Origin of the sequence: Selenomonas sp. AB3002 (assembly GCF_000702545.1) — a bacterium.
Lineage (GTDB): Bacteria > Bacillota > Negativicutes > Selenomonadales > Selenomonadaceae > Selenomonas_B > Selenomonas_B ruminantium_A.
Map to the genome: position 1 here is coordinate 494,312 of NZ_JNIO01000008.1, position 14,771 is coordinate 509,082.

The 14,771-nt window shown below is 46.2% G+C and carries 24 protein-coding genes; 19 read left to right on the top strand and 5 right to left on the bottom strand.

The window, feature by feature from the left end; translation table 11 throughout:
- Positions 1-57 precede the first annotated feature (57 nt).
- From P159_RS0110030 to P159_RS0110050, 5 genes are all read left to right on the top strand, one after another.
- A complete protein-coding gene (locus tag P159_RS0110030) occupies positions 58-558 on the top strand; it encodes a MazG nucleotide pyrophosphohydrolase domain-containing protein (protein ID WP_029543724.1) in 501 nt (166 codons plus the stop codon).
- 69 nt (positions 559-627) lie between these two features.
- Positions 628-852 carry a hypothetical protein gene (locus tag P159_RS20295; RefSeq protein WP_074698271.1) on the top strand — a complete coding sequence of 75 codons (225 nt, stop codon included), beginning with the start codon at positions 628-630 and terminating at the stop codon, positions 850-852.
- 38 nt (positions 853-890) lie between these two features.
- Entirely contained in the window at positions 891-1,370 is a 480-nt protein-coding gene (locus P159_RS0110040; protein ID WP_029543725.1) for a hypothetical protein, read from the top strand.
- A 30-nt stretch (positions 1,371-1,400) separates the two neighbouring features.
- Positions 1,401-1,907: a hypothetical protein gene (locus P159_RS0110045; RefSeq protein WP_029543727.1), complete on the top strand. Its 507-nt coding sequence runs from the start codon at positions 1,401-1,403 to the stop codon at positions 1,905-1,907.
- A gap of 42 nt (positions 1,908-1,949) precedes the next feature.
- Entirely contained in the window at positions 1,950-2,276 is a 327-nt protein-coding gene (locus P159_RS0110050) for a hypothetical protein (RefSeq protein ID WP_029543729.1), read from the top strand.
- Positions 2,277-2,292: 16 nt separating this feature from the next.
- Here the strand turns inward: P159_RS0110050 and P159_RS0110055 are convergent, their stop codons facing one another.
- Positions 2,293-2,637, bottom strand: coding sequence for a hypothetical protein (locus P159_RS0110055; protein WP_029543731.1), 345 nt, complete (start codon positions 2,635-2,637; stop codon positions 2,293-2,295).
- Positions 2,638-2,747: 110 nt separating this feature from the next.
- Between P159_RS0110055 and P159_RS0110060 the strand changes: the two genes are divergently transcribed.
- The 3 genes from P159_RS0110060 to P159_RS0110070 are packed head-to-tail and all read left to right on the top strand — an operon-like array spanning position 2,748 to position 4,304.
- Complete coding sequence (locus P159_RS0110060) at positions 2,748-3,770, top strand: hypothetical protein (protein ID WP_029543733.1); 1,023 nt, start codon at positions 2,748-2,750, stop codon at positions 3,768-3,770.
- A 10-nt stretch (positions 3,771-3,780) separates the two neighbouring features.
- A complete protein-coding gene (locus P159_RS0110065) occupies positions 3,781-4,041 on the top strand; it encodes a hypothetical protein (RefSeq protein ID WP_051650292.1) in 261 nt (86 codons plus the stop codon).
- 23 nt (positions 4,042-4,064) lie between these two features.
- Positions 4,065-4,304 carry a hypothetical protein gene (locus tag P159_RS0110070; protein ID WP_029543736.1) on the top strand — a complete coding sequence of 80 codons (240 nt, stop codon included), beginning with the start codon at positions 4,065-4,067 and terminating at the stop codon, positions 4,302-4,304.
- A 452-nt stretch (positions 4,305-4,756) separates the two neighbouring features.
- Here P159_RS0110070 and P159_RS0110080 read toward each other — a convergent pair whose 3' ends face one another.
- Positions 4,757-5,110 (bottom strand): hypothetical protein, encoded by a 354-nt coding sequence (locus tag P159_RS0110080; protein ID WP_029543740.1) that lies wholly within the window; start codon positions 5,108-5,110, stop codon positions 4,757-4,759.
- Positions 5,111-5,199: 89 nt separating this feature from the next.
- Positions 5,200-5,385: a hypothetical protein gene (locus P159_RS0110085; protein ID WP_029543742.1), complete on the bottom strand. Its 186-nt coding sequence runs from the start codon at positions 5,383-5,385 to the stop codon at positions 5,200-5,202.
- Between the two features lie 202 nt (positions 5,386-5,587).
- Between P159_RS0110085 and P159_RS20650 the strand changes: the two genes are divergently transcribed.
- The 4 genes from P159_RS20650 to P159_RS0110115 all read left to right on the top strand — a co-directional run bounded on the left by P159_RS20650 (position 5,588) and on the right by P159_RS0110115 (position 7,307).
- Positions 5,588-5,737 carry a hypothetical protein gene (locus tag P159_RS20650; protein ID WP_175463458.1) on the top strand — a complete coding sequence of 50 codons (150 nt, stop codon included), beginning with the start codon at positions 5,588-5,590 and terminating at the stop codon, positions 5,735-5,737.
- Between the two features lie 144 nt (positions 5,738-5,881).
- Positions 5,882-6,229 carry a hypothetical protein gene (locus P159_RS0110105; protein ID WP_074698284.1) on the top strand — a complete coding sequence of 116 codons (348 nt, stop codon included), beginning with the start codon at positions 5,882-5,884 and terminating at the stop codon, positions 6,227-6,229.
- A 181-nt stretch (positions 6,230-6,410) separates the two neighbouring features.
- Complete coding sequence (locus P159_RS0110110) at positions 6,411-6,989, top strand: hypothetical protein (RefSeq protein WP_029543746.1); 579 nt, start codon at positions 6,411-6,413, stop codon at positions 6,987-6,989.
- A 129-nt stretch (positions 6,990-7,118) separates the two neighbouring features.
- The gene (locus tag P159_RS0110115; protein WP_029543748.1) at positions 7,119-7,307 is read left to right on the top strand and encodes a hypothetical protein; all 189 of its coding nucleotides are present in this window, start codon (positions 7,119-7,121) and stop codon (positions 7,305-7,307) included.
- A gap of 287 nt (positions 7,308-7,594) precedes the next feature.
- On the opposite strand, the gene P159_RS0110125 is transcribed toward P159_RS0110115, so the two are convergent.
- Positions 7,595-7,798 (bottom strand): DUF1858 domain-containing protein, encoded by a 204-nt coding sequence (locus P159_RS0110125; protein WP_029543750.1) that lies wholly within the window; start codon positions 7,796-7,798, stop codon positions 7,595-7,597.
- Entirely contained in the window at positions 7,795-9,324 is a 1,530-nt protein-coding gene (locus tag P159_RS0110130) for a DUF438 domain-containing protein (protein WP_029543752.1), read from the bottom strand. Before P159_RS0110130 ends, P159_RS0110125 begins: the two co-directional genes overlap by 4 nt.
- A 113-nt stretch (positions 9,325-9,437) precedes the next feature.
- Between P159_RS0110130 and P159_RS0110135 the strand changes: the two genes are divergently transcribed.
- From P159_RS0110135 to P159_RS0110165, 7 genes are all read left to right on the top strand, one after another.
- Positions 9,438-10,103: a Crp/Fnr family transcriptional regulator gene (locus tag P159_RS0110135; protein ID WP_029543754.1), complete on the top strand. Its 666-nt coding sequence runs from the start codon at positions 9,438-9,440 to the stop codon at positions 10,101-10,103.
- Between the two features lie 119 nt (positions 10,104-10,222).
- A complete protein-coding gene (locus tag P159_RS0110140) occupies positions 10,223-10,795 on the top strand; it encodes a cob(I)yrinic acid a,c-diamide adenosyltransferase (RefSeq protein WP_029543756.1) in 573 nt (190 codons plus the stop codon).
- Positions 10,796-10,916: 121 nt separating this feature from the next.
- Entirely contained in the window at positions 10,917-11,759 is an 843-nt protein-coding gene (locus tag P159_RS0110145) for a TIGR02452 family protein (RefSeq protein WP_029543757.1), read from the top strand.
- A gap of 11 nt (positions 11,760-11,770) precedes the next feature.
- Positions 11,771-12,172, top strand: a complete 402-nt coding sequence (gene tsaA / locus P159_RS0110150) for a tRNA (N6-threonylcarbamoyladenosine(37)-N6)-methyltransferase TrmO (protein WP_029543759.1) — start codon at positions 11,771-11,773, stop codon at positions 12,170-12,172.
- 2 nt (positions 12,173-12,174) lie between these two features.
- Complete coding sequence (locus P159_RS0110155; protein WP_029543760.1) at positions 12,175-13,263, top strand: haloacid dehalogenase-like hydrolase; 1,089 nt, start codon at positions 12,175-12,177, stop codon at positions 13,261-13,263.
- 870 nt (positions 13,264-14,133) lie between these two features.
- The gene (locus P159_RS0110160) at positions 14,134-14,490 is read left to right on the top strand and encodes a TrbC/VirB2 family protein (RefSeq protein WP_029543762.1); all 357 of its coding nucleotides are present in this window, start codon (positions 14,134-14,136) and stop codon (positions 14,488-14,490) included.
- Positions 14,491-14,502: 12 nt separating this feature from the next.
- Complete coding sequence (locus P159_RS0110165; protein ID WP_029543764.1) at positions 14,503-14,769, top strand: VirB3 family type IV secretion system protein; 267 nt, start codon at positions 14,503-14,505, stop codon at positions 14,767-14,769.
- The last annotated feature ends 2 nt before the right edge of the window (positions 14,770-14,771 follow it).

The window sequence follows — 14,771 nt, forward strand, 5'->3', positions numbered from 1 at the left end:
ATGTGGTACAATTTTATTAGAGCAAGCGTTCATCAGGTCTGGAAAGGATTTTCATACATGAAGCAGGATGAGGTTGGGAGATTACATGCCATAGTGAGAAGGCTGCAATCTGAGGAGGGCTGCCCCTGGGACAAGGTTCAGACACATGAAAGTGTAAAGCCCGGATGTATTGAAGAAGCCTGTGAGGTACTGGCAGGAATCAATATCCTCAGAGAGACTGGCAAGGCTGAGAATCTGAAGGAGGAACTGGGAGACCTGCTGTTGCAGGTGATTTTCCATGCTTGTCTGGCAGAGAAAGAAGGGCTGTTTGACCTGCAGGAGGTGGCGCGTTCTGCCGCTGACAAGATGATTAGGCGGCATCCGCATGTGTTCCATGAACCACTGCGTACATCTGAGGGAGAGCCTATCACTGATTGGTCGGAGATCAAGAAGATAGAGAAAGCTGGCCGGGAATGGGAGGAGGATTACCTGCCGGACGCACTGGAAGAGGGAAAAAGGCTTATTGAGCGTGCTGCCAGGCGTAAAGGGATCACATTGCCGTCAGAAGAAAAGTTATAGATATGGCACTGTTGATTTGAAGGGTTAAGAGAGCATCGGTGTAAGTAAGTGATAAAGGAGGCATGTCCTATGGCTAAATATTATGATGGCTGCCCAAGGTGCGGCAGGAGAGATTTTGGAGAGATACTGCATTGCAAGCGGTGCAATACTGATTTTTGCACCAAGTGCCAAGGAAAGAGACAACTGCCTGATGGAACGGAATATGCCTGTTGCCCTCGGTGTGGTGCGGAAATAGATGATGATGATACGGTGATTGTGGTGACTACCGAGAAGGAGAATGCCAGGAACAAGTGATTTCAGGAGAGTAATATTTAGCAGTAATTGGAGATAATATGAAAAAGCTACACGGAGATTCACGTTTATACAATATCCTGTTTCCAATTTGGCTGTTCTATCTGATTCCCACCGGCATTTGGCTGATAATCTTTCCTGCCAATTTCATCATTGACAGCTTGGTGCTTTACATTGCCATTAAGCACTATGCCGCTAACGGATTTGCTGATGTTTGGCGAAAGAGCATCTTGCGTATATGGGGGATAGGATTCATCTGTGATTTGGCGGGAGCACTCCTGATACTGGCTATAGAGTTTCTAAGAGGCTATATGCTTCCAGCAATAAACACCTTTTATTTTCCGGGAGCGACAATTATCGCCATTCCGGGTGTGTTGCTGTCAGGTGTGCTCATATACAGGCTTAACAGACGGTATGCATTCAAGAAATGCAACATAGAAATGGGCCTAGTCCAGAAATTGAGCTTGGCACTATCCCTATTCACTGCGCCATACGCTATGCTGATTCCGCTGTATGGCTGATTTTATGTAACACAAACAGGAGGATTATATTTGGGAGTTGTAATTGTTAATCGGACACCATTTTTTTTGCTGGCTAAGAATGCGTTCTTCAGAGGGAACGTAGGATTTGTTGGCGTATTTATGCTGGTAAGCGCTTTTCTGGGATATACTGATGGCAGAGGAGAGCATGAAATAATGCTTGACCTTCTGATGGGACTATTTCTTGGCTTCATGGCTGTCAGAGCATATGGAACTGAATCAAAGATGTATAAATATATATGGGGAGAAGCCTATTACAAGATGCAAAAAATACTGCTCTGTGACCCGACATCCCTTTCAGAGAAGGAAGCTGAGATTCACAGGCAGTATAATGAGGTCGAACATAATCTGACTTTCGAGCATCAGGTTACTGTAATGGCAGTGGATTTGTATATTGAGCAGCACAAGTTGTTTGAAGAGAAGTATGAGAAAGAGCATAAAGTTTCTGCTTTAGTTGGGAACGTGGCTCTGTTTATCATTATCCTGAATATCATCTATAGTATTGCTACGCATGTTTGATGAAATAGGGTATGAGAAAATCATGAGAGAAGGAAACAGTATTTGAATAAAGCGGTTCTGTTAAGAAATTATGAGTTCCCAACATCTGAATACAGGAGAAGGGGGATTTTTCGTTGCTATGGAGCTGAGAAATTCGAGGATTTCTGCAAAGAACATATGGCGGACGGAACAAACCTAGATTCCATATGGAAGGAATTTTTGGCTTTGCATTGCCATAACAGCGTAAAAGGATATGTGATTGAAGCATCTTGTGCAAAGGATGGCAAAGCTCATGTAATTGGATTTGATACTACTTATGTATTCAGAAGCGAGTTTTGTATGGATATTGGAGATTGCGAATGCATAGTTATTGAGTTTGATAAGAGATAATCAATCAATGAGCCTGTCACGCTTGCTTTGCAGACCATTCTGAAAACAGTTTTTTGGCCTGATCCAGGGCTTCTTCCTTTGAAATGGCTTTGAAGGTATCTGTATCGCACATGCCAACGACCTTGGGGTGCCTGTAGGGGGCATCTATACCGTTGTCGGTCATGCAGACATACCTGGTGGACTCCCAGCCAGTGCGTTCCTCGTTCAATGTCCTTAGCTTGACTTTGGATTTCGCATCAGGATAGGTAGCCAGCCATAGCTTCTTTACATGGGCAAGCAATTCTTCCTCAGTGTCAAATGCGGCTGCCTCAGCAATTGCCTTATCAAGATTGCTCCTTTGAGGGCGAAATACGATTGCCATGGTGAAAATCTCCCTTCTGTACGTATCATGGTGCTTACAAAGCAGGGAAGTCTGATCCTGTGATGAATATTCTATACATTAAACATGAAAAGACAGGGGAGGGCATGCTTATGGTCTGGAAAAAGTCGATACTTGGGCTATTGGTAGGAGGACTCACTTTTTTCGTGGCAGGTTGTCAGGAACAGGGCGATGCCAGCGGTTTGAATGTCAATCAGGAACCGTTGGTGCAAGCAGCTGCTACGCTTGAGACAGAGGGGGAGCCTGACATGACCTTCTCTTTTGACGGGGGACAGGGAAGTATATACACCATTGACGGCCCGGCGGCAGATAGGGATTTTGTGTTCTTGGGAGAGCGTATTGTCTATGCGCATGGGGCAATTTACCGCCATGGTGAAGGATACAGGCCGCCTAAGGATGGAAAGCAAGATACGGATGACTGGCAGGAACTTTATAAGCTGCCGGTGAAGGAAAGGAAAATCAAGGGGCGTTTTGGAATAGAGGCCAGCAAAGGTTCAGGAGCAGAGAGCGGCTACAACCTGGCTTCTTGTGGAGGATATGTCCTCTTTGAACGTTCAAAGGACGGTATGCTTGGGCTGTATGACGGTAAAAGGAGCTATGTCGGGACTGTGCCGTGGCAAAAAGAGTACAGTGGTATGGTTGGCACGGCTGGAGGAGAGCTGCTGATGGTGCGTTCTCCTGACACTATTTGCATAGGCAAACTTGCTGGAGCTACAATAAGTGAAGTGCGGGACGTTGTTCCCCATGCCTTGGATGAGCTGCAACTATCTCAGGCCGCTCTGCGCCCGGTTCGTCTGAATGAGGATGAGTTATTTGTGAGCGTGTCACAGGGGGATGGTACGGGCGAAAAGCTGTGCTGCTTTGACCGTGAGGGGGATCTGCTTGCTTGCTATGAGGGGGACTACAGCAACAAGACCGACTGGGCCGTGACAGAGAACTATGTCCTGCAGTCCTCCGGGGATAATCTGAGCATCTACAAGCTTACTACCGGGAAGAAGCTATTTGCCGGGACATTGAAGGACTTGCATGTAAAATGTATGTATACTCTGGATGGTGACAGGGTGCTGGTCTGTGGATACTATAAAAGGGCCATGTTCTTTGTTTTAGAGCTGTGATATATGGTACATGGGTAGAAAAGCTGGTGAAGATATTGGCAGAGCCATGCTTGAGGCAGTATGTGGCTTACTGACAGTTATCGGCGCAACTCAGGAAGAAATTGTCAAGGTTGTATATAACCGTGAATTCATGGATTTTGAAGACTGCCTGCAGGATAAATGTGCTAAGGCTACTGGCTGCGATTATATTGTGACAGACAATATTAAGGATTTCGTGAAGTGTGAAGTGCCAGTAATATCACCGGCGGATTTTTTGAATGAAATTCAATGAGTAAAGAAAGTGAGGCAACATAAATGGTTGACCCTGGAAAGCAGAACAAACAGGATAGCAGTCAAGAAAATATTCTTGCTGGACTGATGGACAGTGACATATTGGAAAATGTTTCTGACTTGGCTTCTTCCGCATTAAATAGCGGCAAGGAGACAAGTGATAGCATATCTGATTCTGCCTCCGAAATAGCAGAGTCAGTTGGAAATATAGCAGAAGGCGCTGTTGAGCATGTAGGCGATTTTATTAGCGGGCTATTTGACTGACTATCCGTATCGCAAGACTTTGCCATTACCTTCATCTGCAAGAGTGAGTGAATACGGCGCAATGGGCATACTATGGGGATGGCATTGCGGGACATAGTTCAGGTCAGAGTGAAATGGGCTGTAAAGATAGGCAGCGACATTGATCTGGTGAGCCTGAAAATGCCAGAATTTTAGGGCGTGTTGCGGGATAAAAAGTTCAATCCGTATCATCGCAGCTATCAGATCCGTCTGAGTCGTCACTGTAACAATCGTCTGAATTGGTGCCTCCTGTGTGCGGAGCTATGAAATAGACTGCGATTAAAAATAAGAATGGCATAACATCTTTCAATAAATCCATAGTATTAAATTCCTCCTGCATAAAATGTTTTCTTGAAGTGTTGCAAATACTGTTAATTTAAGGCTCCTTTATTGTAGGCGTGGAAAAGCAGAGCCAATTCTGGCTCTGCCGTAAATCACTTATTTGCTTGTTGCTGGTAATCAGATGATGGAAGAGGATTACCGTTGGCATCCTTGGGCGGCTCGGGGGGCTGATTACCATTTTGTCCCTGCTTCATATCAGGAGGGGGAAGGGGATTGCCGTTGGCATCCTTGGGCGGCTCCGGGGGCTGATTACCATTCTGTCCCTGTTTCATATCTGGAGGGGGAAGAGGATTGCCATTGGCATCCTTGGGGGGCTCAGGCGGCTGCTCTCTGTTATTCATCTGGGCCTGATGTTGGGTGGGGGTATTGTTGGTGGCAGCAAATGCAGGGACTGCCCCCAGCAACATAAGAGCAACAGTTCCTGTCAGCAAAAATTTCCTACTCATGCTATCAACCTCTTTCTTAATTTGATGCTTTAATTCTATAGATTAAACATTAAAATTTCTGGTGGATAGCATTAAAATTTCATAAAATTTTAGTTATCAGCTTGAAGCATGTTGATGTTTTCTACCCAGTCCAGGAAGTTATCGGTTTCTTTGGCGAGTTCATCCTCGTTCATGTATCCCATGTCAGTGGAGAAGACAGCCTGTGAGTTCTGATCTTTTTTCATGACATAGAGCGTGTCACCACTATCATCGCCTATGATGAAATGGGAGGGCATGTATTCCTCACATTCGTAAGTGTCATTCCGTTCTGCCAGTTCATTTTCTCCGTATAGGAATATGCCGGTATCTATTTGAAGGTTATGATCAGGCCCATCATGACAGAGATGTGGGAGGCCCAGGAAAAGGTGAGACTGGCCAGGGAACAGGATGCAGAACCTTTGGCAAAGGTACCTGAAATGGTTTAAGGGAAGGGTAAGAATGGAGTTGCTGGTGCGGGGCAGAATGCATAAAGAACGAAAGCTGGCGGCCCTTAAGAGCAAAATGCAGGAAAAGGGCATGCGGGTGCTCACAGGTAAAAAGGATGACAAGGTGCATAACAGGCAGTTTGCCGGAGGGAAGGGTGCATAATGACCAAGAAGAAAGAAGCCCTGGATAGGGGCTTTTTCTTTTGGTGGGCAGGAGAAACAGTGTTTTGGACGAACTCTTGCAGAGGGGAAGTTCGAACGTCTATTTGCTGTTGTTTAGGAAGCTATGAGAGAAAGGAGATGCAACATGGTATATATGAAAAACAGGAGAATACCGACCATGAGGTATAAAATACACTATCTCATGTCTCTGCTCTTGGGGCTTGCTACCATTGGCTTTATGGGTGTGGGGACTACGGCATTTCTTGAAGAGGTGTATAGTAAGGAACATATGGGACACGGCACTCCTGTTGAGTTTATCATGGCATTCCTGCTTATTGGGCTGTTGTGCTTTGGACTGTTCTTGATTCTTGATCTTGTCAGCGCAATCGTTATACTGCCAAAGAATGGAAGGAGGAAGCGGCATTTCTTGCTGGCTCTACTGCTATATATTTCCGTTGTACTTATGGGCTGGGGAGTAATTGTTGTTTTGTAAGACATTGTAATACATTGGTTTCCTTATTGTGGATACGATCAAGGCACTGTTGAAAAATACCAGTACAGGTAATTGGTTTTATTGAAAAAGGGGAGCATTATGAAAGTAAGCAGAAGAATAAGCCTAGGTTTTGCTGAGTGGCGCATAAATGAGCCTGATGACAACAAGGGGGGAGATACGAATGGTAAGAATCAACAAGGAAGACTACAAGAAAATGAAGCTGGCTATGGAAACAAAGAATTTTTCTGTACTCAAAAATTTGAACTTGGCAAAAGGCGTGAACGAATTGGCTCTCCGCAGGGTGTTGAAGGACAATGCTTATGTTGGGGTGTCACTAGAAGATACATTCGAGTCAATCCAATTAGTTGACGGACCCACAGGGCTTATCACCCAAGAAGAAATAGATGAACTAATGAATAGTGAAGATGCTCAAAAATTCTTTGAAGCAAATGGACTGCAACAAAACAAAGAAAAAGTAAGTTGCCTGACGATAAACCGCAACCAGGAGTTCATTCTGAAGAACGAACTTGGGATTGCAACAACACTTCTGAACGGTCTTGGCTCTGCCAGAAAGGACTACGCACAAGCTATGGAATCAATCATGAAGATGCCATACTACTTCGTCCTTGTCAGCGGGCGTGATATGAAAGAGTTTACTGTCAATCTCGAAGATGAGCTCTCAGGACTGAAGAAGATGCCTTCTGACGAATTCTTTGATGAATTGCTCAGGAAGATATTCGGAGATTATACTTTAGTCTGAATGGCATACGAAAAGGCCACTATGGGTCACAGGATGACGTTATCAAAAATGAATTGGAAGAAGTATTGAATTCCTGAATGGCTAAAGTCCGTTGCAGACACTGCTCGTGGTTGCAACGGGTTTTACAACATGAAGCGGGTAGTTGACACCATTGATGACCTCAATCTGAAATATAATCCGCCTATGATGCTGAACTCTGAAGAAAACACCATGGAAAAGAGCTTCGGTGTCTTTGACAAGGTATGTATTGCCAAGGAAGAGCAGATATCGTGCATGTACGGCTGGCCCCAAGCTTCCGAGATCAGGTTATCAAGATGAAGAAGCAACACGACATAGAGTATCCCATCAAAACCATCATGCGATTTGATTAGCATGAAGCAGGAATATGAGAAGCAGGGCTTCTATTTGTATACTCCCAACTGCTTTGCTGATGAACTGGCTAAGCATGCAAGGAGGCACTAGGAATGGCAGGGTATTGCTGAGGTCGGTTGATAAGAGGTCAGTTAGTCCACTAAACTACATTTTAAGGGCATCGGTGTTGAACCAATGTCTTTAAGTGTAGTTTTAGGGATAAATGTAGTTTTGAAGATCATGTGGAATGCTGGTCACTGCAATTCAGCATTGACCTTGGCCAGTACCTCATCAAGGTTGAGGCCATGTACCAAGCAAGCATCGTGCAGGGATTCCATCTGGGAAGCGGGGCAGCCTAGGCAGTGCATGCCAAGACTGGTGAGGGGGTCTATGACCTCTGGGTGTTCTGCTACGATGGTTCCTACCAGCATATCCTTGGTGATTGTTTCGTTGCTCATGCTTTTCCTCCAGTACGACTATTCTGCTCTGCAAAGTGTTCCTTGGCGAATTCCATGTCCTGGACTATCTCCAAAGTGCCCAGGTAGGTGCCAGCCCTATCCCGGACGGCCATGTATTTAACAAGGAATGTCCTGCCTCCCTTGTTCATCCAGACTGGTACCTCGTCACGCAGGCCGGTTCGGAAGTCCTGTATAATCTGGCGTACCATAGGCTCAACCTTGGGAGGATGACAGGAGAATACCTCGCGGTCTATGGCCATTGTAGGACGCTTGAAGACCTTTGGCCCCTCATTGAAGTAGCGGTTGATGTTGTCTGCATCAACAAAGGAGATTTCCAGAGGGATAGTGTTGAGAAGGGCTGTGAGCTGTGGCAGGGTCATATGGCCGCCAGCCATGACAATTTCACCTGTGGCATCTACGCTGGGGGCAGAACGATATGCTTCACCTGTGGGCCAGGTTTCGCTTGTCACCTCCAGGCAGACAGCATAGTCTTTGGCATCCTGATAGATTCCCTGCCACTCGTCCTCTGAGAAATGAACGGCGCAGATGGGAAAGAGTATGTTGGTTTCCTTGTAGATCATCTCTTCTGCCCTTCTCAGGACGGCATTCACACGCTCACGATAGTTGTCATTGGGCTGCTGGCGCAGAAGGGCAGACATCTCGTCACGGATCTCGTCGTCTACAGTCCACATGACATCGGCAGGGCCGGTGACGTTGTAGCGGACTTTCAGCAGGGGGTAAAGCAGGTCGCCTTTCTTGGCATAGTGTATGGCAATCTCACGGATCTTAGCCAGGTTGATGTCGGTATAGGTGCCATCGGCAGCCCGTGCTTGGGTAAGTAATCTATCAAGGGCTTCGTTTTCTCGGGTAAAGGTATGGAGAGGATGGCCGGGAATGCGGATGAGTTCGGCAGTCCGCTCCATTTTGTAGGCCTGAGGATTGGCGATTTGGGTCTGCTGCTCCTTTATCAGGGAGGCATTGACGGCCTTTTCCGCATTGGCTATCCGTTCCTCACGGGTGGCTCCGTGGAAAAGGGCAGAGTGCAGGTCACAGAGCTTCTGTACTTCTGTGAGGGGAGTACCTTCTTTCATTAGTTCCTGCTCTGCTTTCATAATCTCGGAAGCCTCTACATTGCTGAACTCTCCTGCAAAGTCTGTGCGGACGGTTTCCAGAGTTTCCCCGGAGCCAAGCCGCTTTAGGTATCCCTTCAGTTTCTCAGTGCGGCTGTCACTGGCAGAGGGGGCACTGACTGACGTGGCAGGGGAAGAAGCGCTCTCTGTGGAATTGGCATCGGGAGTGGCGTCCTCAAGGATGAATCCTTGGGCTGTGAGGGTACTGATGATGGTCTCCATGGGAATATGTTTCATGGAGGCTCCCTTAGGGATGGTCATAATCTTTCCTACGGAATGCAGCATAGCCTTTTTAGTGATTTCATGGAAGCCCAGAGTGTCCATGATTTCAATCAGCTCCGGGTACTGCTGTACCAGCTGGTAAACGCTTTTGCTAAGGTCTATTGTCTTTGTCATGATGGTATCTCTCCTGACGGTTATTATTGATTTCATGAGGCTATTATAGTATGCTTCAAGCAAGATGTATGTGGTTATAACCACATTTTTAAAAATATATTTGGGTGAGAATCATGAAAGCTGAACTTATAAGGAAAAGCATACTCTTCGTCGGGATGAACGAAGAGGAAAAGCTGGCGGCCTATGCAAGCATGGATGTGAAAGAGAGGGAGTATGGCAAAGGGGAGACCATACTCCGGGGCGGAACAAAGACGAGCTGCATGGGCATGGTGCTGTCAGGCAGCGTGACCATAGAGAGCAACGATATGTGGGGGAACCGTACCATCCTCAGTCATGTGGGTATGGGACAGTTCTTCGCTGAGACCTATGCGTATTTGAAAGATACGCCGATGCTGGTGGACGTGACAGCCAATGAGGACTGCCGGGTGGCTCTCCTGTCGCTGGAAGGGGCAAAGCATGGGGAGGCCGGGGCAGAAGCATGGCGGCTGAAGCTGGTGAGTAATCTGCTGACTGTGGCCACCAGGAAGAATCTCATCTTGTCCGGCAGGAGTTTCCATACGGCACCAAAGACCATACGCGGCAGAGTACTGTCCTACTTGAATTCAGTGTCGCTGCAGAAAAAGAGCACTGAATTTGATATCCCATTTGACAGGCAGCAGCTGGCGGATTATCTGAATCTCGAGAGGACGGCTCTATCCAAGGAGCTGGGGAAGATGCAAAGGGAAGGGCTTATCAAGTGCAGGAAAAATCATTTTCGTTTGATTGAAATAGGGAAATAGGTTTGAAAATGGCTGTTGATTTGGAGGATAGGGCAGGGGCGTGTAGAAGTATAGGGGAGGAGGCACATCTGTTTACAAAACCATCCTGTGTCAGTACTACTTATCAGGAGGTAATCGATATGCTTCAGGTTTATACAGGAAGCGGCAAAGGGAAGACTACAGCGGCTATAGGGATGGCTATTAGGTCTCTGGGGGCAGGCCTGAAAGTTTATATTATGCAATTCATGAAGAGCCTTGCCTATAGTGAGCAGGAGGTGCTGAAAGGTCGATTCCCTGAGCTTGCATTAAGAACCAGCGGAAAACCGTTTTTTATTGCAGAAGAAGGTATATTGAGCAAGTCGCTGCAGGATAAGCTGGGTGACAGCGTAGTAATATTCCCAAAGGGAGAGCCGCCTCAGGACTATGTTGATCTAATTCGAAATGACTTTAAAGTGGTAGCTGAGATAATAACTTCAGGAAAATACGATTTGGTAATCCTGGATGAGCTCAATGTGGCCTTGCATTTTGGACTGATAGGAAGATACACTGTCGAAGAGCTGCTGGATAAGGTTCCGGGTAATGTTGAATTAGTTCTGACTGGAAGATGTGCTCCTGACTGGTTAATCGAGCGTGCTGATTTGGTGACAGAGATGAAGGAAGTCAAGCACTACTATGCTAAAGGTGTCGAGGCCCGTAAGGGCTTTGAATACTGATGCAGGTTCATCTAAAAGGTAGAATAGTTACATGTTCGTACGGAGGATAGAATGGAGAATGTAGAAGTATAGGGCTAGTTGGGCTTGAGGAATATACAGATAATATGTGAGGTGAAGAATCATGGCAAGCAGGGAAGATTTAGTGGAAATATTTGTGGACACGGCATACTGGTACAAGCATGATGAGAAGCTGGAAGCATCTATCAAGGAATCCATAACAGCAACTCAGTTTTATGAGGAAGTGGATAAGCCGAAAATACCTGGGAAGAGATTTGAGGATACTGTAGTATCTGTCAGCAAGTATCGCAGTCTGGAATCAGCCATGTTCTACCACAGGAAATTCCCTGAGGCCAGGATATGCGTCCATAACTTCGCCTCGGCGACCAATCCTGGTGGAGGTGTGAAGAAAGGGAGCAGGGCACAAGAAGAAGCCATCTGCCGATGCTCTACCCTGTATCCTGTGCTGGACACCAAAGAGAACTGGAGACGGTTCTATAAGTTCCACCAGGACAGGCATGATGCCAAGTATACGGATGCATGTATCTACACCCCTGATATTCTGATCATCAAGAGCGATACGGATGCCCCTAGAAGATTGCCGGAAGATAAGTGGTGCAAGGTGGATGTGATAACCTGTGCGGCCCCAAATCTCAGAGAACGACCTGGCAATGCTATGAATCCCAGTACAGGGGGGCAAGTTCACTTGTCTGATAAGGAACTGTTGGCTCTCCACGAGAAGAGGGGAAGGCATCTGTTGGCGGCGGCAGCGGAGCAGAAGGCGGAAATCATGATACTGGGCGCATTCGGTTGCGGAGCCTTCCAGAATGACCCTAAGGTAGTGGCAGCGGCTTATAAGAAGGTACTGGAAGATTTCCAGGGAGTATTTCGGGAAGTGCATTTTGCGGTTTACTGCAGCCCCAGGGATATGGCTAATTATGATACGTTCAAGAAAGTGCTGGGGTAGGGAGAAAGGGCATGGAGAGCATTGTATATACGCCAATTGGCTATGTGAAATCGCCTTACACCTGCGGAGAAGATATGCCCAGATATTACACAGACAGCGGGGACGTTACAGCTAAGTTGGAGATTCTGCCTGAGTACAGGGAGGCCTTGCTGGGAGTAAAGCCGGGCATGAAGTTATTGATGCTGTTTCATTTCCATGAGGCAACTGAGCACAGCCTCCAAGTGAGGAAGCGGGATACAGGCCCTGTGACGGGGGTGTTTGCCACCCGTAGCCCCAGGCGTCCTAACCTGATAGGGGCTTCGGTCATCGAGGTGGTGAAGGTGGAGGGGAATTCAATCGAGTTTCTGGGTGTGGATGTGCTGGATGGTACGCCAGTGCTGGATTTGAAGTTGCAGAAGGAAATGGAGGATTAAACATGAGACACGGAAGAATCTGCGTTACGCTGATGGCAGCTGCTGTTGGTCTTGGATGTCTACTATGGCAGCCCCAGGGAGAAGCGGCCAGCCGCGCCGAAATCGCAGCGATAAATGTTGTGGATGCCAGTGACTTCAAGTATTGGAATGAGGATTCGCCCACTAAAGCGAAGATTGTTAAATTTGTAGAAGAGGCCACCAATCCTACCAGCAAGAACTTCATCCCTCCAGCCTATCGTATTGCCACTTTTGATATGGATGGTACATTTTACTGCGAAACTGCACCACTGTATTTCCAGGAAGTCATGTTCCTCCATCGTGTCCTTGAAGATAATTCGTATACCCCGCCCAAGGATTTGTTAGCTCTCGCAAAAAAGATTAAGCCTAAAGTGTACAATAAGGAAAAACTCACACCTGCGGAGGATAAACTGTATTTTAAAGGATTGACTAAGGCCTATGAGGGCATGACGCCTGAAGAATACAGCAAGTATGTTCGCGAGTTTATGGAGACCAATGAAACAGGCTTATCAAATCTCAAACGTGGCGAGGCTTTTTATCTGCCCATGGTAGAGATTATTTCTTATTTGGCGAACAATGGCTTTGCCGTGTATATTGATTCGGCTTGTGGATACCTCACCACGCGAGAATTAGTGGAAGGCGTTATACCTATTCAACCAGACCGAATTATTGCTTCAGACTTTGTGTTTACCTCTACGAAAATGGGTAAAGATAAGGCCGGTGATCACTTCTTTGACCGACATCATGAGAAGATAGTCATTTCAGGCAAACCTCTCGTTGATAATGCCAAGACTATGAAGATATTCTCACTACTGAACCAAATTGGCAAGAAGCCGGTTTTGTCGTTTGGAAATTCAATGGGTGACAGTGGTATGTTGGAATACACCTTGCAGGATAATCCCTATAACAGCGAGGCATTCTTCGTACTCTGTGACGATACGGAGCGCGAGCTAGGAAATACGGAAAAATCCAGCAAGCTAAAAGCGTTCGCTATGGAGCGTGGTTGGAATACTATCTCGATGAAGGAAGAGTTTAAGACTATTTATGGGGAAAATGTAGAAAGGACAAGATAACCCAGGAACTAAGCCTAGGCAATGGATTGGCAGATGGATCGAATCTGCCAGAAGGCTGTGCAGGCTCAAGATTAATTAAACGGAAAACAAAGGAGGCTGCGCAAATGCAGCCTCCTTTGTGGTAGAGGGTCTATACATGATTCTATGAAATGTCTTTGGCGCTTGCTTGATGGCACATTCACCATATCGAAGAAAGCAATGCTCCTAGCCGTGTCTTCGGTAACCTCTGCCGGAGTGTACTATAAATAAGATTGCATATGCTATGATATTAGAGTATGATTAGTATTATCTTAGACGTGTAAAAAATACGTTGGTTTTGATAAAATAAAAGGGTATTATCCATGGGCGTTGATTCATGGATAATACCCTTTTATTTACTGATTAAAATACAAATGTGGAAACACATAAAATGACGATAAGAAACACGTTTATTTTTATGCATTCACGTGAGGTTGAATATACAAGGTAAGCAAAAACGTCAGATTCAGATGGAACTTTTACGTAGTTTTCGTGGTAGTTCATATTGTGTCCTCACTTTCATAACTCGTATTACATTTGAACTCTAAATTCTGCAATATATATCGTAGATATTTAGGGAAACTTAAATGTTTTTTATCATTTTTAAATTATATTCTTGATTTGAATACGGGAGAAAAAAGCGGAGATTATACTTATGCTAGGGCAAGAACTAAGACACTACGAAATATATATCGGATAAAATATAGAAAACTTAAACGCTTTTTTGGTAGAAAGAATATTTTTTTGATGCCACAAACCTGCAACTTGCAAGTTTGTGGCATTTTTTTGTGCTCACCAATCTACAATGAGAAGCAGAGGAATATTTTCAGAATTGTATAAGGAGGATTCACCATGAACGGGAAAAAGATGGCAGTAACGGCGCTTCGGAACGGGTGGCAGCTTATTAGGGAGAACAAGGGGACATTCATGTGTTTGGGGCTAATGATGGTTTCCAGCCAGTGTTTTGCCTCAACTACTATGCCCTGGGACAGCGGCATTGAGAGTCTGAAGTCCAATCTCACAGGGCCACTGCCCCGGGCCGGGGCGGTCATTTCTATTGCTGCCGGGGGCACCCTCTACGCTCTGGGGCAGAGCGATGTGTCCCGTCTTGCCATGAAGGGGGCTTTCGGCACTGCCATCGCCTGTGGTGCAGCTACCTTGGCAGGGCTGTTCGGTGCGGATAGCGTCAGCGGCTGCCTTTTCTTTTAAGAGGTGGCTGGAGTGACTGAGGAAAAACGGCAGATGGAGTTCAAACTGCCCTTGTTTGCGGCACTGACGGAGCCGGTGCTGCTCATGGGTGCTCCACCTGCCATGATAGTGTTCAACCTTTGTCTAGCGGGGATTTTTGTCCTTTCTTTTCATTTCTTTTGGGTCATCCCCTTGAATATTGCCATACATGGAGCGGTTATCTACGTGACCAAGCAGGATGCGGATGCTTTCTACTGTCTCCGCAGCTATATGCAGCAAAAGAGGAACTACAATACTTAGGA